Source organism: Curvibacter soli (assembly GCF_029211125.1).
GTDB classification, from domain to species: domain Bacteria; phylum Pseudomonadota; class Gammaproteobacteria; order Burkholderiales; family Burkholderiaceae_C; genus Curvibacter_A; species Curvibacter_A soli.
Map to the genome: position 1 here is coordinate 30,930 of NZ_JARGEN010000059.1, position 26,513 is coordinate 57,442.

23 protein-coding genes are annotated in these 26,513 nt (G+C 54.4%); 10 read left to right on the forward strand and 13 right to left on the reverse strand.

The window, feature by feature from the left end; genetic code table 11:
* Positions 1–176 precede the first annotated feature (176 nt).
* Entirely contained in the window at positions 177–1,877 is a 1,701-nt protein-coding gene (locus PY257_RS13330) for a primase-helicase family protein (protein ID WP_275742618.1), read from the forward strand.
* A 37-nt stretch (positions 1,878–1,914) separates the two neighbouring features.
* Here PY257_RS13330 and PY257_RS13335 read toward each other — a convergent pair whose 3' ends face one another.
* Positions 1,915–2,196: an integration host factor subunit beta gene (locus tag PY257_RS13335; protein ID WP_275742620.1), complete on the reverse strand. Its 282-nt coding sequence runs from the start codon at positions 2,194–2,196 to the stop codon at positions 1,915–1,917.
* A gap of 182 nt (positions 2,197–2,378) precedes the next feature.
* On the opposite strand from PY257_RS13335, the gene PY257_RS13340 reads away from it, so the two are divergent.
* Positions 2,379–3,164, forward strand: coding sequence for a hypothetical protein (locus tag PY257_RS13340; RefSeq protein ID WP_275742622.1), 786 nt, complete (start codon positions 2,379–2,381; stop codon positions 3,162–3,164).
* A gap of 3 nt (positions 3,165–3,167) precedes the next feature.
* Here the strand turns inward: PY257_RS13340 and PY257_RS13345 are convergent, their stop codons facing one another.
* Positions 3,168–4,046 carry a hypothetical protein gene (locus PY257_RS13345; RefSeq protein WP_275742624.1) on the reverse strand — a complete coding sequence of 293 codons (879 nt, stop codon included), beginning with the start codon at positions 4,044–4,046 and terminating at the stop codon, positions 3,168–3,170.
* Positions 4,012–4,683: a hypothetical protein gene (locus PY257_RS13350; RefSeq protein ID WP_275742627.1), complete on the reverse strand. Its 672-nt coding sequence runs from the start codon at positions 4,681–4,683 to the stop codon at positions 4,012–4,014. The genes PY257_RS13345 and PY257_RS13350 overlap by 35 nt, the downstream gene beginning before the upstream one ends.
* A 381-nt stretch (positions 4,684–5,064) precedes the next feature.
* Here PY257_RS13350 and PY257_RS13355 point away from each other — a divergent pair, with 381 nt between their 5' ends.
* The 6 genes from PY257_RS13355 to PY257_RS13380 all read left to right on the forward strand — a co-directional run bounded on the left by PY257_RS13355 (position 5,065) and on the right by PY257_RS13380 (position 12,652).
* The gene (locus PY257_RS13355; protein WP_275742629.1) at positions 5,065–5,328 is read left to right on the forward strand and encodes a hypothetical protein; all 264 of its coding nucleotides are present in this window, start codon (positions 5,065–5,067) and stop codon (positions 5,326–5,328) included.
* A 5-nt stretch (positions 5,329–5,333) separates the two neighbouring features.
* Entirely contained in the window at positions 5,334–8,516 is a 3,183-nt protein-coding gene (locus PY257_RS13360; protein ID WP_275742631.1) for an AAA family ATPase, read from the forward strand.
* Between the two features lie 16 nt (positions 8,517–8,532).
* Positions 8,533–8,781, forward strand: coding sequence for a hypothetical protein (locus tag PY257_RS13365; RefSeq protein ID WP_275742633.1), 249 nt, complete (start codon positions 8,533–8,535; stop codon positions 8,779–8,781).
* Positions 8,782–9,212: 431 nt separating this feature from the next.
* A complete protein-coding gene (locus tag PY257_RS13370; RefSeq protein ID WP_275742635.1) occupies positions 9,213–9,422 on the forward strand; it encodes a hypothetical protein in 210 nt (69 codons plus the stop codon).
* A gap of 9 nt (positions 9,423–9,431) precedes the next feature.
* On the forward strand, positions 9,432–11,897 hold the full coding sequence (locus PY257_RS13375; RefSeq protein WP_275742637.1) for a type IV secretory system conjugative DNA transfer family protein: 2,466 nt from the start codon (positions 9,432–9,434) through the stop codon (positions 11,895–11,897).
* Positions 11,898–12,031: 134 nt separating this feature from the next.
* The gene (locus PY257_RS13380; protein WP_275742639.1) at positions 12,032–12,652 is read left to right on the forward strand and encodes a DUF4116 domain-containing protein; all 621 of its coding nucleotides are present in this window, start codon (positions 12,032–12,034) and stop codon (positions 12,650–12,652) included.
* A 14-nt stretch (positions 12,653–12,666) separates the two neighbouring features.
* Here PY257_RS13380 and PY257_RS13385 read toward each other — a convergent pair whose 3' ends face one another.
* Positions 12,667–13,272 (reverse strand): hypothetical protein, encoded by a 606-nt coding sequence (locus tag PY257_RS13385; protein ID WP_275742641.1) that lies wholly within the window; start codon positions 13,270–13,272, stop codon positions 12,667–12,669.
* Positions 13,273–13,397: 125 nt separating this feature from the next.
* On the opposite strand from PY257_RS13385, the gene PY257_RS13390 reads away from it, so the two are divergent.
* Positions 13,398–14,288 (forward strand): hypothetical protein, encoded by an 891-nt coding sequence (locus PY257_RS13390; protein ID WP_275742643.1) that lies wholly within the window; start codon positions 13,398–13,400, stop codon positions 14,286–14,288.
* Positions 14,289–14,314: 26 nt separating this feature from the next.
* Here the strand turns inward: PY257_RS13390 and PY257_RS13395 are convergent, their stop codons facing one another.
* The 6 genes from PY257_RS13395 to PY257_RS13420 all read right to left on the reverse strand — a co-directional run bounded on the left by PY257_RS13395 (position 14,315) and on the right by PY257_RS13420 (position 20,044).
* Positions 14,315–15,373, reverse strand: a complete 1,059-nt coding sequence (locus tag PY257_RS13395; protein WP_275742645.1) for an ArdC family protein — start codon at positions 15,371–15,373, stop codon at positions 14,315–14,317.
* An 85-nt stretch (positions 15,374–15,458) separates the two neighbouring features.
* Complete coding sequence (locus PY257_RS13400; protein WP_275742647.1) at positions 15,459–16,031, reverse strand: hypothetical protein; 573 nt, start codon at positions 16,029–16,031, stop codon at positions 15,459–15,461.
* Positions 16,031–16,993 carry a hypothetical protein gene (locus PY257_RS13405; protein ID WP_275742650.1) on the reverse strand — a complete coding sequence of 321 codons (963 nt, stop codon included), beginning with the start codon at positions 16,991–16,993 and terminating at the stop codon, positions 16,031–16,033. The genes PY257_RS13400 and PY257_RS13405 overlap by 1 nt, the downstream gene beginning before the upstream one ends.
* A gap of 35 nt (positions 16,994–17,028) precedes the next feature.
* Positions 17,029–18,333 (reverse strand): replication-associated recombination protein A, encoded by a 1,305-nt coding sequence (locus PY257_RS13410; RefSeq protein ID WP_275742652.1) that lies wholly within the window; start codon positions 18,331–18,333, stop codon positions 17,029–17,031.
* Positions 18,326–18,793 carry an AAA family ATPase gene (locus tag PY257_RS13415; RefSeq protein ID WP_275742654.1) on the reverse strand — a complete coding sequence of 156 codons (468 nt, stop codon included), beginning with the start codon at positions 18,791–18,793 and terminating at the stop codon, positions 18,326–18,328. Before PY257_RS13415 ends, PY257_RS13410 begins: the two co-directional genes overlap by 8 nt.
* 138 nt (positions 18,794–18,931) lie before the next feature.
* Positions 18,932–20,044 (reverse strand): hypothetical protein, encoded by a 1,113-nt coding sequence (locus tag PY257_RS13420; RefSeq protein ID WP_275742656.1) that lies wholly within the window; start codon positions 20,042–20,044, stop codon positions 18,932–18,934.
* A gap of 195 nt (positions 20,045–20,239) precedes the next feature.
* Between PY257_RS13420 and PY257_RS13425 the strand changes: the two genes are divergently transcribed.
* Positions 20,240–22,597 carry a heavy metal translocating P-type ATPase gene (locus PY257_RS13425; protein WP_275742658.1) on the forward strand — a complete coding sequence of 786 codons (2,358 nt, stop codon included), beginning with the start codon at positions 20,240–20,242 and terminating at the stop codon, positions 22,595–22,597.
* 105 nt (positions 22,598–22,702) lie between these two features.
* Here PY257_RS13425 and lolA read toward each other — a convergent pair whose 3' ends face one another.
* The 3 genes from lolA to PY257_RS13440 are packed head-to-tail and all read right to left on the reverse strand — an operon-like array spanning position 22,703 to position 26,403.
* Entirely contained in the window at positions 22,703–23,335 is a 633-nt protein-coding gene (gene lolA / locus PY257_RS13430) for an outer membrane lipoprotein periplasmic chaperone LolA (RefSeq protein WP_275742660.1), read from the reverse strand.
* A gap of 28 nt (positions 23,336–23,363) precedes the next feature.
* Complete coding sequence (locus PY257_RS13435) at positions 23,364–25,679, reverse strand: DNA translocase FtsK (protein WP_275742662.1); 2,316 nt, start codon at positions 25,677–25,679, stop codon at positions 23,364–23,366.
* A gap of 52 nt (positions 25,680–25,731) precedes the next feature.
* Positions 25,732–26,403: a Crp/Fnr family transcriptional regulator gene (locus PY257_RS13440; RefSeq protein ID WP_275742664.1), complete on the reverse strand. Its 672-nt coding sequence runs from the start codon at positions 26,401–26,403 to the stop codon at positions 25,732–25,734.
* Between the last annotated feature and the right edge of the window lie 110 nt (positions 26,404–26,513).

Consider the following 26,513-nt stretch of genomic DNA (forward strand, 5'->3'; position numbering starts at 1 on the left):
AAGAAAGGTTCCTTATGACTCTAATCAAAAGAAAGGTAAATGTCAATTACCAAAGTATTCTAAACAACGATGAAACTTACAATGCTTGTTCATCTATCAAAGACAAGCAACTTATGCTTCAGTACTGTCACGAATTTTCTAATTACTTCTTCATTGAAGATATGGGTGGAAAGTCTGTGATCATCTCGCCCATTCTTCAAAGGCGTTCAATTACCAACAACGACCGTAGTGAAACCTTTGTCAATGACTTTACTTACTCCTATTTTTCACAAAATGAGTTCAGCAAGTCAAAGATCAAGTCACACTTCAAGATTGACAAGCAGTATCAAAAAACCACTTACTCAGAGAAGGTCTGGTTTGCGGACTACTGGCTTGAAACCCGTAGTGAGATCTGCACCAGCTACAAGCGCACGGTGTTTGACCCTAACCCAAAGTTTGACGATCCGAACGTGTTCAATTTTTGGACAGGGTTTGTGGCGCCCATTCAAGGGGATGTGACTCCCTTTCTGAACCACATTGACAATCTGATTGAAGGCACACCAGAGCAGAAAGCCCATATCATCAAGTTGATCGGCTTCACTGTGAAGTATCCCCATATCCGAACCGATACAACGATCATCCTTCAGGGCAAGCAGGGGTCAGGCAAGACCACCCTTTCCGAGACCTTACGTGCGATGTGTCCCAGCCATACGGCGGTTGTGGATAATCTGGACGAGCTTTTGACTGGGTTCAACCACGAGTATCACCACACCAAGTATTTTCTGCACGAAGAATCCATTTTCTCCGGCGACAAGAAGACAAACGAGCTGATCAAGCCCTTGATCACCGGCATCACACGCAAGAGCCGAATCAAGAACGTTACATCTGTGGAAATCCAGAATTATTCATTCCACATTTTCACCAGCAACAACGACAACCCAGTCCGCATCGAAGACAGCGACCGTCGCCACAACGCCTTCACCTGCAGCAACAAGTTGATCGGCTACAAGTCATATTTCAAAACCTACTATGACTGGCTCAACAACGGCGGCGCCAACGCTTTGGTTCATTTCTTCCAGAACGAAGTGGATTACACCCATTTCGAGCCCACGATTTCCATTGAAACGGACGCCAAGAACTTGATCAAGGCGCAGAACCTAGACCCTGTGGAAAGCTTCATCTTCAACATTCTGGCTGGGGCGATTGATCCGATCCCCGAAGACAAACGCTATCAAGCCGAGAAGATGGAAGACCAGGAGCTCAACATTCCCCGCCGAGAACTCTTTGAACACTTCCAGTCTTTCCACAACACAGCAGGTCGAAATATCAAGGGCTTCAACCAGCAGAGTTTCAACGCCAAGGTGCAGCAGATTTTTCAGTTCCCAGACAACTATTCCGAATGGAAGAACAAGGCGATTGGCCGCTACTTCAAGTTTCCGAAGCTTGCCGAAGCCCGTAAGCGCTTTGCACAGCATATCAAGGTCAGTGATTTCTTCAGTCTGACCAGACCTGGTGCAAGCGAAGCAGATCAGACCACTCCCCTAGAATCCGATTTGCTTACCTTGGTGACACAGCCATCCAAGCCATTACCAGAAAAGGACAAAAAGGTATTGGAAGCGCTCGATATCAAACCGATTTCATTCACCATGCCCGTGAAGGTGGAAGAGCCTGTCGTTCAGTCTCCTGCCGCTAAACCAGAGCCATTGATTCCGAGTATCAAGAAGGCATACAACGAGTGCGATCCCTTCGCCGACGACTTCTACGACGATCCATTAGCCTGGAAGGCCCCTGTCCAAGAGTCCGAACACTGCTGGACAGACGACATTTTGGACAAGGACTATGCCGCACCACCTTTGAAGAAGAAGTTGGCCTTCTGGAAAGAAAGCACAACCCACTAAGCTCAAGAGACTCTTCGGAGTCTCTTTTGCATGGTGTTCATCTGCGATCCACCAATTCCCGTAGCTCCTTACCTGCCTTGAAGTGCGGAACGAACTTCCCAGCTACGGCAACCTTTTCGCCCGTCTTGGGGTTTCTCGCCGTGCGAGCAGGCCGATAGTTCAAGGAAAACGAGCCGAAGCCACGGATTTCAACACGGTTCCCAGCCTTCAGACAGTCGGCAATCGCCGTGAGAATTTCACTTACACAGCTTTCAGCATCTTTCAGGACAAGTTGTGGAAAACGCTCTGACAAGCGAGCAATGAGTTCGGATCGTGTCATGGATTAATTTTACCGAACAACAAGACTCTAAAAAAGCATCTTCCAAGGCTTGGCTGTTTGACTTAAGTTTTTATGAATTTTGAAAAAAGAATTTCAATCGCAATGTCAAAATATCTGTGAATAGCTATTGCTTTTCTTCTTTGTTTTTTGTAAGTCATATAAACAAACAAGAAAGAAAAGATATGAAGAAAAAAGTTGTGATTGTGGCATCCGATGCAGGTAACATTGGCAAGACACTCGTAGCATCCGTGATTCTTGAGACATTGAGAATGACCGAGAAGGTCGATGGTTATGTCTGTGACCGTAACTTTCAAGGCTTGTATGAACGATATGGGCAGAAGAACAGTAATGGGGCATTGAAGCCATTGCACTTACAAGACCCAGCCCAAGGAGTTGCCTTTCTGGACATTGCTAACCCTGACGAAAAATCCAAGGTAGCCAGCAGTCTTGGCACTGACTCCAATTACCTTGTTTTCGATTTGCCAGCAAATGCCACGCACCAACTGGCAACTTGCATGGGTAGCCCACAGGACTTCATTGATTTTCTGGACTTTGCCGATGCCGAAGTGATCTTCGTTTGCCCTATCAAGGATCAGAAAAGCATTACTTCCTACAAGAGCTTGAGAGAGACCTTTCCCAATGGGGCAAAGTTCATCCTTGCCATCAATGCGGGGTTCATCAAAGCGACCGAGAACAATGCCCAATCACTCATCGATGGTTTGCTCAAACAGTTCGGACACGAACCACACTTCATACTTGAGCAGACCTTGAGCCCCAGAATCTTTGACTTGCTCAAAAACAATACCCTACGAGAAGTATTTACCCCTAGAGCGGAACGCAAACAGGCAGACGGCTCTTACTTCCCTGGCGATGGTGACTATCTGGCGCAAGACAGAGGCGACCAGTTCATCATGAACAGGTTCATTCCCAGTGTCAGTCAAGCTGTGGAAGGACTTTTCTTGGACTGATAACTACCGCACCGCACGAAGGCGAAACAGTACGGCCTTGACTGCACTTCGCAAAATTTGCTCCGGCTCAAACTCGTTTGCATCCTTCATTGCTCTGAAAACTTCGATGGCGATTTCGGAACTGACTGCCTGATCCAGCATATTTGGATCAACAGTAAATGAACCACAATCCCGCAAAGACTCCCCCTGTGACTCACATGATCGCCAAAAAGGCTGCTGCTGCCACGTTGGTTCTGTTCCCGGCTTTATGTATCCCGGCTGTGGCTCAAGCCACGAACTGTTACTACCGTGGATACTGATTAGCTTCCAGTCAGAATAGTCACCGTAATCTTCAAATGCTTGGGGAATCAGTTTTTGACTCAAAGAGCGTTCAAGATCTTCAAGCCATCGCTCTGTCTGAACACTGACATCACCCGTGCAACGGTCCTTCAAATCTTGAGGGACTGAAACCATGATGGCTTTAGCTAACCCTTTGGGGCTGATCGTTCGGCGCACGCTACCACCACAATGATCTTGCAAAAACCGACCAGCCGATCCCGTGGTGTAGCGAAAAAATGCATGTTTGGGTTGTCCAATCGGGTGGAATTCACACCGCCAGTAGCAGCCTGAAGGTGCGGCATACGGCAAGATTGCCATCCGACCATAGCCGTTTCTGATGAGCCAAATGCCTGCCTTGATAATTTTTTCACAGTCCCAGAACATCACATCTTGCGAACTTTGTGGCTCACCGTCGTACATAACTTCGTCTTCGTCATCAAACTCGTTCATCCAATCCCCCACGATGTTGTAGTTGAGTGTCCGGTCATCGTATCGCCTAACTGATGAAAACAGGACAATCTGAAGGTTGCTATGCCCTTTCTTTTCCAATGCCCTTGGGGTCAAGTGGCACTCCTGCCGAGTTCATCAACCTACGTACCTTGCTCAAGTCCAGCCAGAGATCGCCGATGCTGGCACTGATTTTCTTGAAACCGGCATACACCGTGCGATCAAACGAGTTCAGCCCGTGAGCGTCAGCCAGACTGTAGAGCCAACGCCACACATTTTCCCAGTAACTGTCCCAGTCTTCCACGATTTTAGGACGACGGGCACCAGGCTTCACCAGTTCAGTCCAGTTGGGTTCATCCCCTAACCAGGAAGGATCAAGGCAATCGCGATCTTCGCTTCCAGTTGCGCCGACCGTTACCAATTCGGGTGCAGATACTGAGTGATTTTTCACTGTTGTCTTCGCTGACTGAGTGACCGTCACAGAACTTCTGTTTTTCTTTCGCTCATCCCTGACCAGTTTCATGTAGCGGCTGACCATCGCTGGATTGACCGTGCTGAATCCGACTTGGTTGAGTAGCAAGGCAAGTTCTTGATGGCAAACCTTGCCGACCTTCTTCCATGCCGGAAATAGACGACCGTTCCAGTCATCGTAGTTTTCCCTGAACACATCAATCAAACGTGTCTTGTTGGTTGTTGCAACAGCTTCCTGCTCTGCCTGCACGACTGCATTGTTCAAAATAGATTGAATCTCCATGACTTCATCCTTTGCTCTTATATAGTCATGAAGTAATAAATTTTTGTCACAAAATCAAGCGATCTTGTCTTTATTTTGTTGAAGCACTGTTTTTTATTTATGTTTTCATTGTTAAGCTTTGTTCTAGTCTTGTCTCTTCGTTGGCGTTTTGTTGTTACGCTTTGTCTTGGTTTTTTCTGCCTTTGTCTTTTCTATGTCGCCTTCTCTGTTTTTTACCGTTTTGCAGTTCATAAGCACCTATCACATTAAAATGTATCTTGATGCGTTAAGTGCCTTCAAGCCAGTCAAAACGAGCTTTGAGAATAATTTCGCTCCACTTGTCTGATTAAACCTTGACATTGCAACTTCGTTTGTTACCTTTAATCAAAAAAGGAAGAACAAATGAAAGACAGCTTACGAATGGATGGCATCAAGGTTTTTGAAGAAGATGCGAAGCTTCTTGACCTTGTGATGAAAGATCACCAGACAAAAAATAAAAGCGAAGCTTGGAGAATCGCCCTTCGTGAATACGAGAAGAACAGGCATCAGGCAGAAGCCTTCGATGACTTGAAGGATGAGTTGATTGCGGTAAAAAACGAAATTTCCAAGCTCAGTTCAGGGATTGAAGACTTGTACTTTATCGTTCAGAGCATGAGCACGGAGTAACCGTCATGATGTTGCGCAACTATGCTTCCATGACCAATCTGGAGTATCACGAGAAGCAACTGAACTACAACAGCACGTCGTTATTGGCTTCGATTGCCGAGCAGTTTCCCGACGAGCAATGTCATGACTTGAATGATCCCCGATTTGCCGAGTTTCTGGCCGACAATCCCTACAACCCAAAGCTATTGGGTGATCTGGCGCAGAGCTTGGGACTGGACGGTAAATTTCTCAGCCCTGAGCTATGGAAGGACTTGTCCAACGGCTGGTGTCCCGTGTCCGAATCATCGGCGTTGTTCAGCCAGGCACAGGACACCCCAAGGGGAAAAATGGTGCAGTTCAGGAAGACGGCCACCCCGATCAATCCTGACAGCAGCTATCGTTACCCTGCCAAGGGCGAGCAAAAGAACCGACTGGGAACAGAGTTCATCTTTTGCTTTGGCGAACGACTTTCAACGGCGATGGCGTTACTGGCCACCGAAGACCCCAGCATTGAAAAACGCTTCAGCCAGCTTTGCAACGATGTTTTCAGGCAGGCTGTTGTCCCTGAAATGCTCAATCTGGCCCGTATCCGAAAAGGTCAGGATGGCACCGACTACCAGTGTGCTGCCGAAATCTTGGGTATCCCCTTCTTCCATATTGACTCGCGCTCAGAGAGTCCCTTTCTGCACTTCCACTTTGATCTGCTGAATGTTGCCCGTGGCTACGACGGCAAGCTCTACAGCCTTTGCACGGATGAGATCGGTGCCAATGCTTCAGCGCTGGACGCCATTTTCATGCGCCACATGAAGGAAGGTCTGGAACGAGAATTCGGCTTTGTCTTCGATTCGGTCAAGCACGATGAGGACGTAGCCAACGAGTTTCTTCAGGAGCAGGAACGAAAAACGGTTTCCTTTGACTTGCCCGAATCCTTGATCCCTGCCCAGGTCCGTGACTGGCGATCCACCCGCGAAAGAGAGATACAAAAGGCGTTGAAAGCTTCGGGGAAATCCGGCTACCAGGCTGAAGAGCTTGCCCGCCTGACTTCCCGTGACGAAAAAACTGACAAGTCACCGGCTCAACTGAAGGCCATGTGGCATCAGGAATTTCAGCGCATGGGCTGGACACCGACCCAGTTCAAGCAGGAATTATCCCGTGTCAAAGCAACCCACAAACCCCAGCCGCCGCTGACGGCAGAAGTCATGGAAGAGACCTTTCTTCGTCATCACAAGGATGTGGCGATGACCGAGAGCCAATATCTGGCCCACATCCAGAAACAACTGTTGCCCAGCATGAGCGGCGAGCAAGCCGAACGAGAAGCCACCCGAATTTTTGAACAGGATTCCGTGCTGTCCATGAGCAAAGAGCAGATGGACTACTTCAAGCCCTTATTGGACGACACGATCACCGATCCCAACCACCGTCAGTCCATGCAACTGCGATTCATGCGTGAAGCCCGTTTTCTGCACCGATCCACGATTGCCAAGGATACCTATATCTCATCCAGCCTGAAGGCACGTGAGCAGGAACAGGGGTTCAGGTTTGACCGTGATCAGGTGGCCCGTTTCATTCTGGACTACGAGCGTCAGCAGTCCAGTCCCGACCGAAAATTCAAATTTGCACTAGGTCAGCGTGAAGCCGTGCAGATGATCCTGACCGAACCAGGGGCTGTTTGTAATGTGGCAGGTAGAGCCGGCGCCGGTAAATCCACCTTGTTGAAGGCGGCCCGTGAGTTCTATGTGGCTCATGGCTTCAAGGTCTTCGGGACTTCCACCAGTTCAACGGCAAGCAAGGGTCTGGCTGAATCCACAGGCATGGGCTCAAGAGAATTCCACAACACCACCAAACTGATACGTCTGCTGGACGAAGGGAAGTTGAAACTGGATCGTCAGTCCGTTCTTTTCTGGGATGAAGCTGGGATGGCCGACACCAACACCTTCTACCGTGTGATCCAGCATATAAATAATGCAGGGGCGAAGCTGGTTCTAGTTGGTGAACGTGAGCAGATCCAAAGCGTGGGATTTGGCTCAAATTTTTCTCAGCTCAATAAGGATTTCGTCACGACCCCGGTTCGTGAGATCAACCGACAGGTGGATCAGTGGCAACGCGAGATGGTGGAAGACTTTGCCAGTGGCCGAGCCCATCAGGCGATTCGTACCCTTTACGAAAACGGCAAGGTCATCATCACCCCTTCTGACGAGCAGCGTCTTGCCCAGATCGTCAATGACTACCTTTCGGCGAACAGCCCAGCCAAAGACAAAATCATCTTGGCCACCACCAACGACGACATTGAGCGCATCAATCTGGCAGTACGAACCCAGCTCAAGCAGTCAGGACAATTGCCAGAGCTAGAAGTCGTGGTTCAGTGCAAGGATAAGCAGGAACGAGCGTTTGCCAAGGGGGATCGTGTGGTTTTCACCAAAAACCAGAAATCCGACGATGCCGACACCCAGCAACTCAACAACAGCGATACAGGGGAAGTCAGTGAGATTTTCTTGAGCAAACTCACCGGCCAGCCGAAAGCGATCAAGCTCAAGATGGATGACGGCAGGGAAACCGTGCTGGATCTCGGAAAATCCCATGCCCTACGCCATGCCTACGCAGTTACGGTGCATAAAAGTCAGGGGGAGACCAAGAACCAGTCGTTCTACTTCGTATCCAGCAACACGAACAGTCTGCACCATGCCTATGTCGCTTGTTCTCGTCACCGTCATGAATTGAAGCTGTATCTCAGCGATGACATGGTCAGCCATATGGAAAGCAAGCTGGACGGCAAAGCCCCCACGGCATCCATGAAACAAGTTGCCCAGTGGATTGCCCGTGAAAAAAATCTGGACCTACCCAGTGAAACCTTGGAGTCCTTCACCGAGACCCGAAGCTTTCTGGACCAGCATTGGAAAGCGACGACCGGACACGCCCCCCATCCCTTGGATCGCCTGACCAGTATTGTGGAAGCGATGGCGAAGACCAATTTCAAGAAGACCAGCCACGACTACGAAATCTTGGATGGCAAAGCCCGCAACACCTACGAAGCCTTGAAGATGGCACGGGTTGAGCAGATTCGCCGTACCCATACCCTGCCCCCCACGATTCCCGATGGTGTCAAAGCCCAATTGGTGCAGCACAACCTTCAGTCTCAACAATCAGCCCGGTTGAAGCAGCTTGCCATGCAGCAGGCACAACAACAGACACGATCCACCATGCACAGATAATAAAAAGGAGAACCGCATGATCATCAGCCCCACACTCAAAGCACTCGCCAAATCCGAAGAAGCCCACGAACTCAGTAGCGACATCATCTGCCGAACTTGCGCCAACGCCATCTGGCGAGAAGGACGTATCCGTCGTGTCGGGCAACCAAGCAGTGACATTCTGCAATGCTATTGCCCCATCTTCTTCAGCGTGACCTGGGCGACACAGGAACCCCTTGAATTCACCCAGTGCGATGGATTCAAGGGAATGAACGACTTGACCTAGGACTCACAATTTCCACCCCCCTACTGGGGAAGCTCTGGGGAAAATTCAGTTTTAGCTGGGGAAGTTTCCCCATGGCCAGGGGTGATTTTTGATCAGCATGGGGAAGATCATGTGTCCCCAGCGGAAAAACTGAAGCATTTCCCAAGATTTACCCCAGCTTCCCCAGAGCTTCCCCAAGCGCCTGGGGAGGCTCAAAGCCCCTATTCATGCGGGTTGCGAATGATTTCCCCAGATACCCCATTCTTTTTTTAATTAAGAAGAAAAAGGGTATATAGATAGATTCTATACACCGTTGTGTCGACTTTTAAAAAGCCTGGGGTATCTGGGGAAGTCGGGAAAGTTGAAGCAAAAGTTTTTCTTCAAACTTTTGGTTGTCAGCTTGCTTTCTCTGATTATTTTTGTAGCTTGTACAAAAAGAAGAAGAGAAAATCATGGAGAACAAACAAGAAGATTTGATTGAAGAAGATTCAATCTTCATCCCCATCGAGATCATGGGGGATTACGAGTACAGCAATCAATCGTACATCAAGCCCCCCAATCCATGGTGGGCAGAAAATAGTTACAAGCTGAAATTCATCATTCCAGTCTTGTTGTATGTCTTGTTTTATGCAGCGTTTCTCTTTCTTGAATTCATGGCTTGAGAGTTCAGCATGACTATCAGAAGAGAGAACAAAGCAAAGTGGATGTTACCCGGCGATCAGCAGCCCTTGGACACCACCATTCAGACGGTTCATGTCGGTTCAGCCATGTTCATGGGGCTTTTCGTCACCGTGATTGTTACCAGCCTTGTTTTGTTGTTGTCGTGGGCCAACTACCCCTTCTTTCCTGCACCACCCAGCGAGCGACCACCGATTTTTCATGTGCAGGCGTTCTGGCAAGTCCTTGCTGGACTCGTCTCCAAGCTCTTTCAGGGGGAAGTGTTTCACTACTACCATGCTTATCTACACCGTCTAAACCAGATCGGCATGGGCGATTACCTTGTCTATCGTTGGTTGATGGCCATGGTTGGCGGTGTGGCTTGTGGTGGCTGGGTCTTCTGGAAATCGCTCAAACCCGTGGGGGGGGTTCGCCATATCAGGGGCAAGGAACTGCTGGAAGGAAAAATCGCCTACGGTATCTTGAAACGCGAATTTGGTTTTCTTTGCCGCAACGGGAAGGGTTCAGGCTTGGTGATCGGCGCCGACCAGGAATTTAATCCCACCAACCCGAAGCATTACAGCCCCCAGCATCTAAAGCCAGGCCGATTCATTGAGAAGCCAGAAACCCTTCGTCGTTCGCACGCTCTCTATATTGGTGGAACGGGGCGCGGCAAGACTCAGCTCATCTACTTTCTGGAAGTAGCTCAGGTCTATCAACGTATTCGCAACGGCGAAGCTCTCAAATTATTGATCGCCGACACCCCGAAATCGGACTACTGCAAGTATTTCCACAGTAGCCACATCATCAAGATTGCACCCCATGAAGAAGGTGGGGTTTGCTGGAACATCGCGGAAGACTTACGCAACCCGTTGGTGGCCAATGCTTTCTGGAAGGGAAAAATCCCCGTTGAAGAGAGCAACGAGATTTGGTCACTGGCTGCCGTAGCCGTCTGTACAGGGGCAACCAAGGTGTTACAGATTTTGGCACCGAAGGCATGGAACTACGGCATGTTGGCCCATCTGCTCACCAGGAACGGCGAAGCGTTGTCCCTGATCATTGGAGAGCACTACCCTGAAGCCCGACAGGTCTTGAATTCAGCCAAGGACACCTTGGCCAGTGTCATGTTCAATCTGGGCACCTACACGGCTGACATCATTCAGTTGGGACGAATTCACGATTGTTACGACAGCAAGACCCCGGTCTATCAAGCGACAGCCAGAGCCTTACGTTCTTCGGCTTATCTGAGCTTTGTCACCCAGGATATGGTCAATGATCAATTGAGCGATGAGAATGAAACCATCCGTTTGAAGAAGACCTGCTACTTCAAGGGGGTTTGCCTACATCTCAAGCGAAAACAGCCAAACTGGCAGTGGAAGGACTTTGCCGAGTTCGTCAAACAACCGATTGACGAGCAGAACCAGCGCATTTTTCCCTATCTGAGCGGCAATGAGAAAGCTGCACTCATGAAGCCAGCGTTCATGGATGGCTGGAAAAACTTGTGTGCCACCATCGTTCAGTATGCTGACGAATGGGACAAGGCAGAAGGCATCAATAAACTGTCCATTCGTGCTTGGATCATGAACGAGAAGCCCAAGCGAAAAGTGCTCATTTTGAAGCCTTCCGAGAGTTTTCCCACACTGACCGAAGGACTGATCAAGGGCATTCTCTACTTCGCAAACACGGTCATTCTGGGAGATTTGACCGACAGCCGTAGCCGTCGCTTCCACATACTGATCGATGAATTCCAGTCTTACGGCAACATTGAAGCCTTCACCGCACCTGCTTTATCGCTGTATCGCTCAAGGGGGGTCAGTCTCAGTCTGGCCATGCAGGATCTCGCGCAACTGGTGAAAATTTACGGGCAGGAATTCGTCGACTTCATCACTGCGAACACCGGCAGCATGTATATCTTGGGGGTCAATGACGGCTTCACAGCCAACAAGTTTTCCGAGTTGTTGGGTGAAAAAACCATCGCCAAGCTGCACCGTAGCGTGAGCCATAGCGACGGGGGCAAATCTACATCCGTGGATGAACAGCACCACCAGGAAAAAGTCATGGGGGCCAACGAGTTCAACTTGTTGGGGGCCAATGAAGCGACGCTAACCATCACCTATCTGGCTTTGTTCGCCCGACAGAATCCGGCCTACATACTGACAGCACCGATCTTGTCCTACAAAACCAGAGCAGAGAGCAAACCGGCCGCATGGATCGATGCCCAGCCGAACAGTCCTGTACTCCCAGACATGGATAGATTTTGGGATGTTTCCCACGACAGCTATCAAGCACCACAACCGGCAATCTCAGCCACCCAGACCATGATAGATGAACAGCTAGACCATCTCTACGACGGCTACTGTGACGACCTTGAAAAAGAATTTGCCACACAGACGGATGCGGATCGCCTTGGCTTCATCGCCGAACCAGGCCCGTTCGCAATGTATCAGGAAGGAAATGATCCAGAAGAAGGTGCCCGATAGGGGGAATCAAGCATGCAACGACAAAATTCTCAACTCAAGGATGTACTACCATCATTCGGGCAACGGATAATCTTGCAACTGACTAAAACGATGTTGTTCAACTGAACGCGTATCCACTATACACGACTTGAAAAATGCCAATTAACGCCACGATCAGAAAAATAATCAATGAAAAATGTCTCGATCCGAATACACCAGAGCTTGCCCTTGATGACATCAATGTTGCTTTGACCGTAGCCCAACACTGCCCTCAAGACTTCATCCATCTTTCTGAACGATTGCGAGCAGACAAAGCATTACTATCTCTGGTTTTGCAGAACATTCCTTACAGCATTCACCCGGAAGGTCCTCAACCAATTGAGTTAGCTTCAGATGCACTAAAAGATGACGAAGAAGTTGCAGCTCTTTCCATCAAGAAAAATCCATGCTCGATTCAGTGGTTATCAAATCGACTGAAAAACAATGACGATCTGGCGAAAATTGCCATGAATTCTTCACCACTAGCTTATCCAGGATTAAGCCTACGCTTGCGAGAGAAAGATGATTACATCGAATCCTATGTTCTAGCAGTTGAAAACTGTGGGCTGTACTGCCAGTGTGCCGAGGATTATCTTCCCAAAGAGTTAAAAAAGCATGTTGATGAATTTGGTTTTTCAACTCGTATTGTTCAGGCATGGCTCCTGAATAGGAAGTTAAGTCGAGACTTAGAAGTAAAGTCTAACTATCCTTACAAAAAGCGAAAATTGCCGGTTTGAAGTGAATTACTATTTCAATATGATAGACGTTTGATCAGCTCATAGCCGATCAACACAACCGCCATGCTGGACGACCAGACTAGAAAATCGCGAGCGATTCGTTTGATGGTGTAGGGAGCATCCACCATCTGCTGAAGGTAGGGTTCAATCAGATCGGGAAGCTTGGATCGCATGGCACTGATGAACAAGTGGCGGCTCTTCTCACGTAGCTTCTCGTTTTCTGCATCAAGCAAACTGGCGTAGCTTTGAATTTTTTCATCGTGAGCCTGTAGCAGTTGGGCGAAGCGCTGACTCATGTTCTGAAGATTACCCGCAGCACGGCTACTGTGGGCCTGTATATCCATCTTCATGCTATCAAGATTCCTGTTCAAAATCGCCTGCATCGCACTTTCAAGCGAATCAGACATTTGCCAGATCACATGATTCATTTGCTCTACGGCATCAGGCATATCTTCATAAAGTGTCTTGATGTATCCCATAACATAGAGAAGAGCGAAGGCTTCATCATCCGATCTTAAACCTGCATCATTGATGACCTTCATCAAGTCAAGCTTTCTTTCTTCAGGAAGCATGGCAAGTATCTTATCCCTGAACCCATCCTTTATTCCTGTTTCTTTCATTTGATTTCCTTTTTAATCAAACATACAAAAACAAAAACGGATTGCAAGAGAAACGCCACTTATCTTACTAGATTTGACTTTATCTTTTGTTTTGCTATTTCTTGATCATGACACAAAGGAAAGCCATGACAACAAGAGCAAATAAGATACAAACAGGGGAACTGGATGGTGTGACTGTGATTGCCGACCCCGGCAACCAGCGATACCTTGTAGATCTTCCGAACAGCTATGACGTGTATTGGCTATTCAACAGCAAGGATGAAAAACATTCTTTTGCCAAGCGTGTTGAGCAACCGGACATCAAACGAGCTATCTATGAAATTCCAATTGAAAATCTGGCTACAGATGAGCAGATCAAGAGCTTCACTTACAAGGTAAAGGAAGCCAGGAGCACCGCCAAGGCGATTGCCAGCGAACGAGAAGCTATGGAATCCGTGTTGTCCTTCGACCAAGCACATGACAACAAGACAGTTGCCTTCATCTACAAAGCCCCAACCAAAGGCTTTGCTGTTGGTGAAATTCTGCACAGCGGGAAGTTTTTTGTGGCTCAATCTGCTGGCGAGAACAACGAAAAGGTATTCGTCCGAGTCATCCACAGCACCAAGCTACTGCAAGGCAAAGAAGAGTTTGCCAACCGTGAAGAGACCTTGAAGGAAAAATTCCCAGTAGGCAGTAACAAATATCTACGATACGACGAATTGGGAAGAATCAGCGCCAAAGACTACCAGCCCAAGCAGGTTGTCACTGCTGAAACTCAAACCTTAACGGAAGATCAGCGTGCAGTTCTCAGGGCTTACAGTGAGAAGAACGGTCAGGCTTGGAAGGAAAAACTCAATGCAGCCTGGACCACTGGTAGCTACAAGGGACTGGACAACAATCAGTCTGCTCTTCTTCAACAAGTCCGCAACCAATTGGGCCCTGAGTGGCTGGCACAGTTGAAAACCGACGATCTCTACCCTGAAACGGCTAAAAAGGCGAGTGTTGCCAAGCCAAAGGCCACGGCAAAATCTCGATAAGCCACGCCTCGAAAGTGGTTTTCTAACTACATACTGATCGCACAACCCTTTTTTGCGGTGGCAATCGCCTGATCTGCCATGACTTGAGCTTGCTCGTTTTTTTGCTGAAGGGTCATTTTGTAGGCTTCCAAATGCTCAATCTGATATTCGGTAGCCTTGGATGCCTGATTAGCTGCCTTGGTGATCAAGGTTTTGTCGTCCTGCAAGGCGGAAAGCCATGACTTCAAGTATGCCGCATGGTTTTCATGGCTGGAAGGATTGTGGGGGATACCCAACTCAACAGCCATGAACGATGAAGTCAGTTCGGCGATCAGCTCTTCTTTTGCATACTCGGTTGTGCCGAATCCGTTTCCCATTTTTCTGCCCAATGCTGGCCCCGTGCTATGCCCAAACTCATGTAGTAAGGTGTCGGCATAGGCTTCACTACTCTTGAATAGACCGGGTTCAGGCATATGAACCAGATGCTTGGAAGATGAATAGTAGGCACGAGAGATCCCAGAGTGTTCCACTTTGAGATCAGTTCTTTCCTGCAAAGCCTTTGAGAGTAGTTCAATCTCTTCAGCCGGTTTCACTTCCTTACTGGCTTGTATGTAAGGTGGCATTCCTTCAATCTGACAGGCATTGAAAACGGGATACCACTTGAAGCCAATCTTCGGATTGCCATTTTCATCAAGAATAGGGGTAGCTTTCCCATCACTGTTCTTCAGAACATTACCGTCACTATCTTTCTGGTAGGCGGGAACGACCTTCATGATGTAGCTGGCCTTGGAACCCTTCTTGATGTGAAGTGGTGTTTCCATTTTTTTGGACAGTTCTTGCATTTGAACGAAGGTCATCCAGCGTGGATCGCTGAACTCTTCAGTCATCAGCGTTGCAACATTCGAACCGTGATATTTTTCACCAGTCAGGGCATTTCTTGGCCATTCATTGCAACTAAAGAATGGCTTATCCCACTTCAAACCTTGCTCTTCACAAGCAATCGCTTCTTCAATACGTGTAATGAACTTGTTGGTTAGTTCCTGCTGATAGTCTCGCTCTTCAGTCTTGGCGTATTCTTTCTTTTGATATTGTTTCTTGTATGCCATCTATGTCTCTATGATTATTATAACTAACCATAACGACAAAATTAACAATGTCAATAAACAAACCGCTCATCCAAAAAAACAACCTTCATTGGTCAGGCTGGTGAAGCCTATCTCCGAGATAGAACAACCCCCAAAAGCTCGTTATAAGCATCTGCCAGAATACAAACAATAAAATCAACATGTAAGATGCAGACACCAACGTATGGAAATTCTCTGGAATAATTGCTTTTATTGGAAGATAGATAGCTTGCCCAAAAATAGCAATAACAATAATAATCAGGCTCTCAGCAGTCAAAAAAGCAAACATTGAACATAAGAATCGTCTTCTTGTAAGCTCAATTGGCACTATTTGACCTTGGACCATAATGTCCAGTTTCGGCGCCGGCTTAGGCATTGTCTTATCAATGTCTAGCTTGTTGAAGGTAGCAATAGCAGCTAGTGCCGCGATGTAAAAGCCAGGTAGCCCTTGAACAAATCCAAGAATTTTTGAAATGACCGCACCATCAGCATAAAGTGGGATGTTCCCGTACTTTTTTAATCCAAACAACAGAGCAGTTGATAGCACTGCAAAAATAAGAGGATAGACCCAATCTACCACCCATTTCTGCTTGTGCTCAATGGATAGATAGGAAAGAGGTCTAAGTAAATGTCTGAACATTACGCCTCCGGCATCAAAAGCTCTTTCATTTTACCAAGTATGGGATCACAAAACTTGTCATATGAAGACTTCAAGTCGAATTCAAAACCGTCTAATTTTTCTTTTTTGACATAACCTTGTGCTGATGCAGCATCTGTATCCATCTCTACAGTTCTATCAACACCAGTAGGCGTCTTGAACTTGATACGCGCACGACTATAGTCTTCTTTCTTACTGGAAAATACTTTTTTCATCCGATTAAATTTGTCTTTAATCGGCTTATCTTCATCTTTCAATGTCAAAACAAGCGTTTTGCACTTCTCTTGTATATAACCATCCTCATCAATATTTGTGTATTTTTCTTTTTCCGTAATTAGTTCGATAGACTGAATTTTTCCATTATCCAAGTCATACTTCAAATCATCAGAAATATGCCCCTCAAATTCACACTTGAAGATTACATTGTACTTTTTCGGCTTACCGGCATCATCAACAGAACCATCTGGATGATTTTGTTCAAAGTCTAGTGGTGCGATAGACTTTGCGTCATGAAGAATCTGGTTGAGCAATCGCTGGACAACAAACATTCCAAGACCCGCACAATACTCAATCAATACCAAAGCAGGATCTAAGTCGTTTTGTGGAAGTTGTACAACAACATGAACAGAAAAATCTTGTCCTTCTTTCTCCTGTTTTTCTGCTGTGCGCCTCTTCTTTTCTTTAGGAATGGTGAATACTGGATCAGACATTCCTTTGTCTGACTTGTTGACCAGGATGCTGATGATGTCACCATCCCACTTCCATTCTGACACATAGAGTTGTTCTCGCCCCTTTGACATCTCTTTGATGCGCTGCTCAACAGGAACAAGCTCCATCAATTGGAAAGCTTTTCTGACCGAAATTGGTTTCGGTGCTTTGAAGGTCCGAGACTCTGCACCAATGGCGAGATCGTAGAAGAACACCAAACGTTCGGATTTTTTCACTTACTCTATCCCTTTGGAATTTTTACTACAGCTTACTACTTCTTGCCAGCTTCTTCATCCCACTTTTTCAGCAGGTTCAACTTCTCACCAATCTTACTTTCCAAGCCTCTAGGAACTGGTTGATACCAGCTTGGTTCAGCCATCCCATCTGGAAAATAGGTTTCACCCGCAGCATAAGCATTGGGTTCGTCATGGGCATATCTGTATGCGTGCCCATAACCCAGTTCCTTCATCAGTTTGGTAGGAGCATTCCTGAGATGAACGGGAACTTCTCGGCTCTTGTCCTGCTTCACGAAGGCACGTGCCTTGTTATAGGCCATGTAGCCTGCATTACTCTTGGCAGCAATCGCCAGATAGATCACTGCCTGTCCAAGTGCCAATTCACCTTCTGGACTACCTAGGCGCTCATAAGTCAGAGCTGCATCGTTGGCGATCTGCATAGCTCTTGGATCTGCTAACCCAATGTCTTCCCAAGCCATACGAACAATGCGACGAGCCAAGTATCTTGCGTCTGCCCCGCCATCCAGCATTCTGGACAGCCAATAAAGGGCAGCATCAGGATTGGAACCCCTGACTGATTTGTGCAGGGCGGAAATCTGGTCGTAGAAGTTGTCTCCCCCCTTATCAAACCTCCGCGAGTTCAATGACAGAGCATTCTTGATGAAGTCCGCATCAATGTTCGTAACCCCAGCAGCCCCGGCTGCTGTACTGCACTGTTCCAGCAGGTTCAGGAATCTACGGGCATCACCATCCGCATAACCGACAAGTGTTTCAATAGACAGCTCTTCAAAGGTCAGATGACCCAGTACCGTTTCTTTTGCCCTGACGAACAGTTCCTTCAACTCATCGTCCGTCAAAGACTTCAGAACATAGACTTGAGATCGGGACAACAAAGCAGAATTGACTTCAAACGAAGGGTTTTCGGTTGTCGCACCGATGAAGGTTACAAGCCCAGACTCTGCATAAGGCAGTAGCGCATCTTGTTGTGACTTATTAAATCGGTGAATCTCATCAACGAACAAGATGGTGTGCTTACCTTGGGCAAGGTTTTGCTCGGCCTGTTCCATCGCTGCACGGATGTCTTTGACCCCAGAGAACACCGCCGACAATGCAATGAACTCACAGGCAAACGCTTTGGCGGTCAGTCTTGCCAACGTGGTTTTTCCGACCCCAGGTGGTCCCCAGAAAATCATTGAGTGCGCTTTGCCGGACTGGAAGGCAAGCTTCAGGGGCTTACCTTCCCCAAGCAGGTGCGACTGCCCAATCACTTCGTCCAACACCCTAGGTCTCAGAGCTTCAGCCAAGGGGGCAACAGGCGATTTTTCGAACAGGTCAGCCATGTTGAATCCGCCCTAAAATCATGCTGCTACGAGTCTGAAAGTTGTGCCAAGGCACAAAAAAGGCACAAAACATATTTTTAAGTCGTTGATTTACAATGACTTTTATATATTTGTTGAACCTGTGAATCTCATCGACGAACAGGATGGTCTTCCTGCCCTGCGCGAGGTTGTGCTCGGCCTGCTCCATCGAGGCGCGGATCTCCTTCACGCCCGCGAACACCGCCGACAGCGCGATGAACTCGTAGCCGAACGCCTGCGCCGTGAGCCGCGCCAGCGTGGTCTTGCCGACGCCGGGCGGGCCCCAGAGGATCATCGAGTGCGGCTTGCCCGACTCGAACGCCAGCCGCAGCGGCCGGCCCGGGCCGATGAGGTGCGACTGGCCCACCACCTCGTCTAGGCTGGCCGGGCGCAGGGCTTCGGCCAAAGGGGCCGTGGGCGTGGCATGGAACAGGTCAGCCATGGCGGGGCGCCCTCCCCTGTGGCGGGCGCGGCGCGGGCGGTAACGGTGGTCGCATGGGGCCTATTTTCGGCCCAATCGCCCCGGCCCGGATGCGGATGGCCGCCGGGCCGCCCCCGCAGGAGCGGCGCGCGACGGGGATCAGTGGTAGGTGTACGTCACCGTGTAGGGCACCGTCATCGAGATCGGCGACGCGATCTGCAGCGTGGCCGACACATGGCCCACCGTGCCATTGAACGAGCAGTTGTTGATGACGAGCGTGCCCGTGCCGCTGGGGATGGCCTGCGTGAGCGAGCCGCTGGAACTGGCGTTCGTGAGGTCGTCGCAGAACTCCGCCTGCGTGGCCGGCTTGGGCACGTTGTTGATCGTGACCGGCGCCACGCTGATGCCAGACGCCACGATGTCCAGCGTCAAGGTATAGCTGCCCCCGGCGGATGGCGGCGCGGTCACCGTCACATGCGCGCTGGCCAGTGCGGCCTGGAAGCCCGCAGGCGGCGTGAACACGGGCGTGGCGGCGGCGTTCAGCAGCGTCGCGTAGCTCATGCCCAGGTTGGCCAGGGCCAGCTTCAGCGCCTCCAGGATGTCATCGATCGGGTCCTTGGCAGCCGCAGTGAACGGCTGGGTGACCGGGTTGATCGTGTTCAGCACCGCCAGGCCCAGCGCGGCGCGCAGCTTGGCCAGCGCCTGGTCGATGTTGGCGATGGTCACGTTGGACAGGTTCGCCGGCCCGCTGGCGCCCCACCACTGCGCAGGCGCCTGGCCCGTGAGGTTGGCCACCAGAAGGTCGGTGAGCGGCGTGATGTTGACCGTGTCGAACGAAATGGCCACCGAGTAAAGCGCCTGTCCCGCAGCCAGATTGCCGCCGGAAATCTTGACGGCGCACGGCAGCGACTGCCCGGTGGCGCTGATGGTCCAGGTGCCGCCGGGGCCCGTGATGGCGGTCGGCAGCGTGCCGCCGCCGGAGCAGACGGCCTGCACGGTGCCGCCCACGATGGGCGCGCCCACCGCCGCCGTGCCGCTGAGGGCCGTCGGCGCAGGGGCGGGCGACGGCGCCGGAGTGGGCGCAGGGGCCGGTGCCGGAGCAGGCGTGGGCGCCGGCGCAGGGGCGGGCGACGGGGATGGCGCGGGGGCCGGCGCCGATGGCGTGGGCGCGGGCGCCGGAGCGGGGCTGTCGTCGCTGCCGCCGCCACATGCCACCAGCCCCGCCGTCGCGGACAGGGCCAGAAGATACCGAACCCGCTGCGCCCATGCCATTGCAAAAACCTCAGACTTCATTGACGACCTCCGTGTTGATAAATGTTTCCCTCGCCCATTGTTGAATGCCGGGTTCGCACTGACAATCCCGCATTCAGGGGGGCGCGCCAACGCCCCTGGTCCAGGCAAGAATTGGCCTCCAGCGCAATATCCACTTGCGCTGGTAGCTATCAAATAAATAGCAATCCATACACCATGGACACCACCACCGAACAAACGCCGGCACCCGCGCAGCGAGACCCCGTGTGCGGCATGCCCGTGCAGCCCGCTGCGCCGCACCACGCCAGCTACGCGGGGCGCACCTATCGCTTCTGCAGTGCGCACTGCCAGGCGAAGTTCGAGGCCGACCCGGCGCAGTACGTGGCACAGCCCGCGGCGGCGCCCGGGCACCATCACCCCCTCCAGGCGGCGGCGCCCGCGGCCGCGGAGGCCCCGCCCGCCCCCGCCGGTACGGTCTACACCTGCCCCATGCACCCGGAAATCCGGCAGGACCATCCGGGCCACTGCCCCAAGTGCGGCATGGCGCTCGAACCCGTGCTGCCCAGCCTGGACGCCGGCGACGACGACAACCCCGAGCTGCGCGACTTCACGCGCCGCTTCTGGTGGACGCTGCCGCTCTCCGCCACCGTGCTGGTGCTGGCGATGTTCGGACACGCACTGCACCTCATGGACATGGGCGCGCAAAGCTGGCTGGAGCTGCTGCTGGCGCTGCCCGTGGTGCTGTGGGCCGGCTGGCCGTTTTTCGTGCGCGGCTGGCAGTCGCTGGTGAACCGCAGCCCCAACATGTGGACGCTCATCAGCCTGGGCACGGGCGCGGCCTTCGGCTACAGCGTGGCGGCCACAGTGGCGCCGGGCCTGTTCCCCGACTCCTTCCGGTCCATGGACCGCGTGGGCGTGTACTTCGAGGCGGCGGCGGTCATCATCTCGCTCACGCTGCTGGGCCAGATGCTGGAGCTGAAGGCGCGCTCGCAGACTTCCGCCGCCATCCAGTCGCTGCTGGGCCTGGCGCCCAGGACCGCGCGCCGCATCCGCGACGGCGGCGATGAGGAGGACGTGCCGCTCGCCGACGTGCACGTCGGCGACCGCCTGCGCGTGCGCCCCGGCGAGAAGGTGCCGGTGGACGGCGTGGTGGCCGAGGGCAGCAGCGCCGTGGACGAATCCATGCTGACCGGCGAGCCCGTGCCCGTGACCAAGCGCACGGGCGACAAGCTCATCGGCGCCACACTCAACACCAGCGGCGCGCTGGTCATGCGCGCCGAGCGCGTGGGCGCGGCCACCATGCTCGCGCAGATCGTGCAGATGGTGGCGCAGGCCCAGCGCTCGCGCGCGCCGATGCAGCGCATGGCCGACGCGGTGGCGGGCTGGTTCGTGCTGGCGGTGGCGGCCGTGGCGCTGCTGGCTTTCTTCGGCTGGGGCCTGTTCGGGCCGGCACAGGGCTGGCTGTTCGGGCTCATCAACGCGGTGTCGGTGCTCATCATCGCCTGCCCATGCGCGCTGGGGCTGGCCACGCCCATGTCGATCATGGTGGCCACAGGGCGTGGGGCGACGCAGGGCGTGCTGTTCCGCGACGCCGCGGCCATCGAGAACCTGCGCCGCGTGGACACGCTGGTCGTGGACAAGACCGGCACCCTCACCGAAGGACGCCCGGCCTTCGAGCGCGTCGTGCCCGCCGAGGGCTTCCGCGCCGACGAAGTGCTGCGCCTGGCCGCCAGCCTGGACCAGGGCAGCGAGCATCCGCTGGCCGACGCCATCATGCGCGCGGCGCGCGCCCAGGGGCTGGCGCTCGACACGCCAGGGACGTTCGAATCCAGCTCCGGCATCGGCGTGCGGGGCCAGGTGGCGGGCCATGCGCTGGCGCTGGGCAACACCGTGCTGATGGAGCAGGCCGGCGTATCCACCGCGCCGCTGCAGCCGCAGGCCGAGGCGCTGCGTGCCGAGGGCGCGAGCGTGATGCACCTGGCGGTGGACGGTCGGCTCGCGGGCCTGCTGGCCGTGTCGGACCCGGTGAAGGCCAGCACGTTCGAGGCGCTGGCCGCCCTGCACGCCGCCGGCCTGCGCATCGTGATGGCGACCGGCGACGGGCTGACCACCGCGCGCGCGGTGGGCGCCAAGCTCGGCATCGACGAGGTGCATGGCGAGGTGCTGCCCGCCGACAAGCTGGCGCTGGTGGAGCGCCTGCAGCGCGAGGGCCACGTGGTGGCGATGGCGGGCGACGGTATCAACGACGCGCCGGCCCTGGCCCGCGCCGACGTGGGCATCGCCATGGGCACGGGCACCGACGTGGCGATGAACAGCGCCCAGGTCACGCTGGTCAAGGGCGACCTGCGCGGCATCGCCACGGCGCGGGCGCTGTCGCAGGCGACGGTGGGCAACATGCGGCAGAACCTGCTGTTCGCGCTGGTCTACAACGCGCTGGGCGTGCCGCTGGCGGCGGGCGCGCTGTACCCGTTCACGGGCTGGCTGCTCTCGCCCATGGTGGCGGCGCTGGCGATGAGCCTGAGTTCGGCCTCGGTGGTGGGCAACGCGCTGCGCCTGCGCCGCCGCCCGCTGTAAGGACGTCAGGACTTACGCAAACATGCTCCATCGACCTGCCGGCTAGTGCAGTGTTCAACGCTGCACTAGCGCCACAGACGCATCCTTTTTGCGCAAGTCGTGGGGCTATTGTTTGAGCACATCCGCCCCGGCGGGCGGCTTGAACCGGAAGGTATCCGCCTCCAGCGGCGCATTGGTCTGGAAGTTGGCGAAGCGGATGGCCGAGCGCTGGCCGAAGCTGTCCAGGATGTCCAGCGCCGCGAGCTGCGCGCCGCGAAAGCCCACGCGCACGCTCTGTAACTGGCCCTCGCGCGCCCTGGGCGTCGCCAGAACCCACTGCAGACCGTCGGCGTCGGGCGCGGCATCGAGCTGGTAGTCGCGCCGCAGCGCCGCGAGGTCGGGCGCGGAGGCCAGCAGCGCGGCGGGCGTGCTGCCGAGCGCCTGGGCCTGGGTGCGCTGCGTCACCTGGTTCAGGTCGGCGTCGTAGAGCCAGAGCGTCTGGCCATCGGCCACGATGGTCTGCGCAAACGGCTTTTGGTAGGTGAAGCGGAACTTGCCGGGCCGCTCGAAGGCGAAGATACCGCTGGAGGTCCTGGTGCGGCCCGCCTGCCCGTCCCTGGACGGCGCGGTGACGACCTGCGTGAAGTCGGCCCGCCCGCTGTGCGTGGCGCGCATGAAATCTTCCAGGTCTTTTAGGCCATCCGCGCAGGCTTTACCTGCGGTGAAAGCTATCAATAATATAGCAAATATTTTTTTCATGAGTGCCAGGATGGTGAACGGGCCGGCATCACTCGGCGCGCCCAGGCACCAGGATTTCGCGCTGGCCGGCACCGCTCATGGCACCGACCAGGCCAGCCTTCTCCATATCCTCGACCAGCCGCGCGGCGCGGTTGTAACCAATCTTCAGGTGGCGCTGCACCAGCGAGATGCTGGCCTTGCGGTTCTTCAGCACCACCTCGACGGCCTGGTCGTACATCGGGTCCTTCTCGCCGCCGCCATGCTCGCCATCGAGCGTGCCGCCCTCGTCGTCGGCCACGCCGCCTTCGAGCACGCCTTCGATGTAGTTGGGCTCGCCGCCCTGCGCCTTGAGGTAGCTGACCACGCGGTGCACCTCCTCGTCGCTCACGAAGGCGCCGTGCACCCGCACCGGCAGGCCGGTGCCGCTGGCCATGTAGAGCATGTCGCCCATGCCCAGCAGCGCCTCGGCGCCCATCTGGTCGAGGATGGTGCGGCTGTCGATCTTGCTGCTGACCTGGAACGCGATGCGCGTGGGGATGTTGGCCTTGATGAGGCCGGTGATCACGTCCACGCTGGGCCGCTGCGTGGCCAGGATCAGGTGGATGCCGGCGGCGCGCGCCTTTTGCGCCAGGCGGGCGATCAGCTCCTCGATCTTCTTGCCCACCACCATCATCAGGTCGGCCAACTCGTCGATCACCACCACGATGTGCGGCAGCCGCTCCAGCGGCTCGGGGTCGTCGGGCGTGAGGCTGAAGGGGTTGTAGATGAACTCCTCGCGCGCCTTGGCGTCGTCGATCTTCACGTTGTAGCCCGCGAGGTTGCGCACGCCGAGCTTGCTCATGAGCTTGTAGCGGCGCTCCATCTCGGCCACGCACCAGTTCAGGCCGTTGGCGGCCTGTTTCATGTCGGTCACCACGGGCGCGAGCAGGTGCGGAATGCCTTCGTAGACCGACATTTCGAGCATCTTGGGGTCGATCATCAACAGGCGCACGTCGCGCGCCTCGGCCTTGTAGAGCAGGCTCAGGATCATCGCGTTGATGCCCACCGACTTGCCCGATCCGGTGGTGCCGGCCACCAGCACGTGCGGCATCTTGGCCAGATCGGCCACCACCGGGTTGCCGATGATGTCCTTGCCCAGGCCCATGGTCAGCATCGAGCGGGCCTCGTGGTAGACCTGGGAGCCCAATATTTCGGAGAGGCGAATGGTTTGGCGCTTGGCGTTGGGCAGCTCCAGCGCCATGTAGTTCTTGCCGGGAATGGTCTCCACCACGCGGATGGATACCAACGACAGCGAGCGCGCCAGGTCCTTGGCCAGCCCGACGATCTGCGATCCCTTCACGCCGGTGGCGGGCTCGATCTCGTAGCGCGTGATCACCGGCCCCGGCGAGGCCGCCACCACATGCACCTGCACGCCGAAGTCCTTGAGCTTCTTCTCGATCAGGCGGCTCGTCATCTCCAGCGTCTCGGGCGCCACGGTTTCCTGGCGCTGCATCGCGCCGTCGAGCAGGTCCACCTGCGGCAGCCGGCTGTCGGGCAGGTCGGTGAACAGCGGCTTCTGGCGCTCCTTGGCCACCCGCGCGCTCTGCTGCGGGTCCGCCAGCACGGGCTCGATGATCTGCACGGGCTGCTGGTGCTGCACCTCGATCTCGGTGCGCTCTTCCTGCAGCACCTCCTCGCGCTCGCGCGCGGCCTTGCGGCCCACGGCCACGTCCTGGGCGATCTCGCGCTTCTCGCGCTGCGACTCGACCAGACCGTAGATGCGCGCGCCCAGCCCCTCGGCGACGCGTCCCCACGAAAAACGGAACGCCAGCGCAGCCCCTACCAGGGCCAGCACGATGCACAGCAGGCCCGAGCCGGTGAACCCCAGCCACTTGACGCTCGCGGGTCCCGCCAGGTAGCCGAGCACGCCGCCCGCGTGCCCGCCAGGCAGGCGCGGCTCGAAGCGGTACATGCGCGACCATTCGAGCGCCGTACTGGCCGCGAGCAGCAGCGCCAGCCCGGCCCAGAACAGCAGCCGCGCGCGCGCCGACGGCGCCTCGCCCCCGCGCAGCCAGCGCGCCAGCGATGCCAGCCAGGCGCGCAGCCCCGCAGCCACGCACCACCAGACCGAGAAGCCGAGCAGGAAATAGCTGCCGTCGGCCAGCCAGGCGCCCACGCGGCCCGCCCAGTTGCCCGCCTGCGCGGCGGTGCCCGAGGTGGACCACGCCGCGTCCTGCGGCGAATAGCTGAGCAGGGCCAGGAGCCAGAACACCAGCGCCACGAGGCCCAGCACCAGGCCGATTTCATGCGCAAAACGGCCCGCCATGCCGCGGACCGGCACGGGCTCGGAAGAGGACGGATTCAGGGTGTTGAGGGAATAGGACATAGGCGGTCGGGCATGAGCTTACCCCACCCTTTGCGCCCGCCCGCCGAACGGCTCAGGCAAGGCTGTGCAGCGGGCTCTTGAGCACGGTGCTGCCGTCGGGCAGCGCCTCGATGAAGCCGCGCTCGCCCAGGTCCTTCATCACCCGGCTGACCATCTCGCGCGAAGCGCCAACCATCTTCGCCAGATCCTGGCGCGAGATTTTTTCGCGGATGACCTGCCGCCCGCCCGCGTCCGCCTCGGCGAAGTCGAGCAGCGCCCGCGCCACGCGGCCATACACGTCGAGCAGCGCCAGCGACTCGATCTTGCGGTCGGCCTGGCGCAGCCGCTTGACCAGCCCGCGCATCGCCATGAAGGCCATCGACGAATTGTTGGCCAGGCAGTGGGCGAATTCGCCGCGCCCGAGCGTCAGCGCGTCGGTCTGCACCTCGGCGCGCACCGTGGCCGAATGGGCCTCGTTGTCGATGATGCTCATCTCGCCGATGTAGTCGCCCGGCTGCAACGCGGCGATGATGACCTCGCGGCCCCGGCTGTCGGTGGCGAACACGCGCGCGCGGCCCGTGAGCAGGATGTAGAGCGTGTCGGACTTGCAGCCCTGCTCCACGATGGCCTCGCCGCGCTTGTAGCGGCGCTTGACCACGGCGTGGGTAATGGCTTCGGCCTGCGCCGCCGTGAGCAGCGAGAACAGCGGAACCCGGCGCAGCAGGTCCATGTTGGTGATCGACATCGCAATGCTTCTCCAGAAATACGCCACGCGATGGGATCCTGATGGGTTCTTACAATCGCGGTGATTGAAAAACAGCCGGACGCCCAACGCCCCAGGCCATGGATACTCGT

Bases quoted from the DNA above. Each gene is read 5' to 3' on its own strand.
- PY257_RS13335 (WP_275742620.1), bottom strand. From the start codon at position 2,196: ATGACACGATCCGAACTCATTGCTCGCTTGTCAGAGCGTTTTCCACAA.
- PY257_RS13340 (WP_275742622.1), top strand. From the start codon at position 2,379: ATGAAGAAAAAAGTTGTGATTGTGGCATCCGATGCAGGTAACATTGGC.
- PY257_RS13350 (WP_275742627.1), bottom strand. From the start codon at position 4,683: ATGGAGATTCAATCTATTTTGAACAATGCAGTCGTGCAGGCAGAGCAG.
- PY257_RS13355 (WP_275742629.1), top strand. From the start codon at position 5,065: ATGAAAGACAGCTTACGAATGGATGGCATCAAGGTTTTTGAAGAAGAT.
- PY257_RS13360 (WP_275742631.1), top strand. From the start codon at position 5,334: ATGATGTTGCGCAACTATGCTTCCATGACCAATCTGGAGTATCACGAG.
- PY257_RS13365 (WP_275742633.1), top strand. From the start codon at position 8,533: ATGATCATCAGCCCCACACTCAAAGCACTCGCCAAATCCGAAGAAGCC.
- PY257_RS13370 (WP_275742635.1), top strand. From the start codon at position 9,213: ATGGAGAACAAACAAGAAGATTTGATTGAAGAAGATTCAATCTTCATC.
- PY257_RS13375 (WP_275742637.1), top strand. From the start codon at position 9,432: ATGACTATCAGAAGAGAGAACAAAGCAAAGTGGATGTTACCCGGCGAT.
- PY257_RS13380 (WP_275742639.1), top strand. From the start codon at position 12,032: ATGCCAATTAACGCCACGATCAGAAAAATAATCAATGAAAAATGTCTC.
- PY257_RS13385 (WP_275742641.1), bottom strand. From the start codon at position 13,272: ATGAAAGAAACAGGAATAAAGGATGGGTTCAGGGATAAGATACTTGCC.
- PY257_RS13390 (WP_275742643.1), top strand. From the start codon at position 13,398: ATGACAACAAGAGCAAATAAGATACAAACAGGGGAACTGGATGGTGTG.
- PY257_RS13395 (WP_275742645.1), bottom strand. From the start codon at position 15,373: ATGGCATACAAGAAACAATATCAAAAGAAAGAATACGCCAAGACTGAA.
- PY257_RS13400 (WP_275742647.1), bottom strand. From the start codon at position 16,031: ATGTTCAGACATTTACTTAGACCTCTTTCCTATCTATCCATTGAGCAC.
- PY257_RS13410 (WP_275742652.1), bottom strand. From the start codon at position 18,333: ATGGCTGACCTGTTCGAAAAATCGCCTGTTGCCCCCTTGGCTGAAGCT.
- PY257_RS13415 (WP_275742654.1), bottom strand. From the start codon at position 18,793: ATGGCTGACCTGTTCCATGCCACGCCCACGGCCCCTTTGGCCGAAGCC.
- PY257_RS13420 (WP_275742656.1), bottom strand. From the start codon at position 20,044: ATGGCATGGGCGCAGCGGGTTCGGTATCTTCTGGCCCTGTCCGCGACG.
- PY257_RS13425 (WP_275742658.1), top strand. From the start codon at position 20,240: ATGGACACCACCACCGAACAAACGCCGGCACCCGCGCAGCGAGACCCC.
- lolA (WP_275742660.1), bottom strand. From the start codon at position 23,335: ATGAAAAAAATATTTGCTATATTATTGATAGCTTTCACCGCAGGTAAA.
- PY257_RS13435 (WP_275742662.1), bottom strand. From the start codon at position 25,679: ATGTCCTATTCCCTCAACACCCTGAATCCGTCCTCTTCCGAGCCCGTG.
- PY257_RS13440 (WP_275742664.1), bottom strand. From the start codon at position 26,403: ATGTCGATCACCAACATGGACCTGCTGCGCCGGGTTCCGCTGTTCTCG.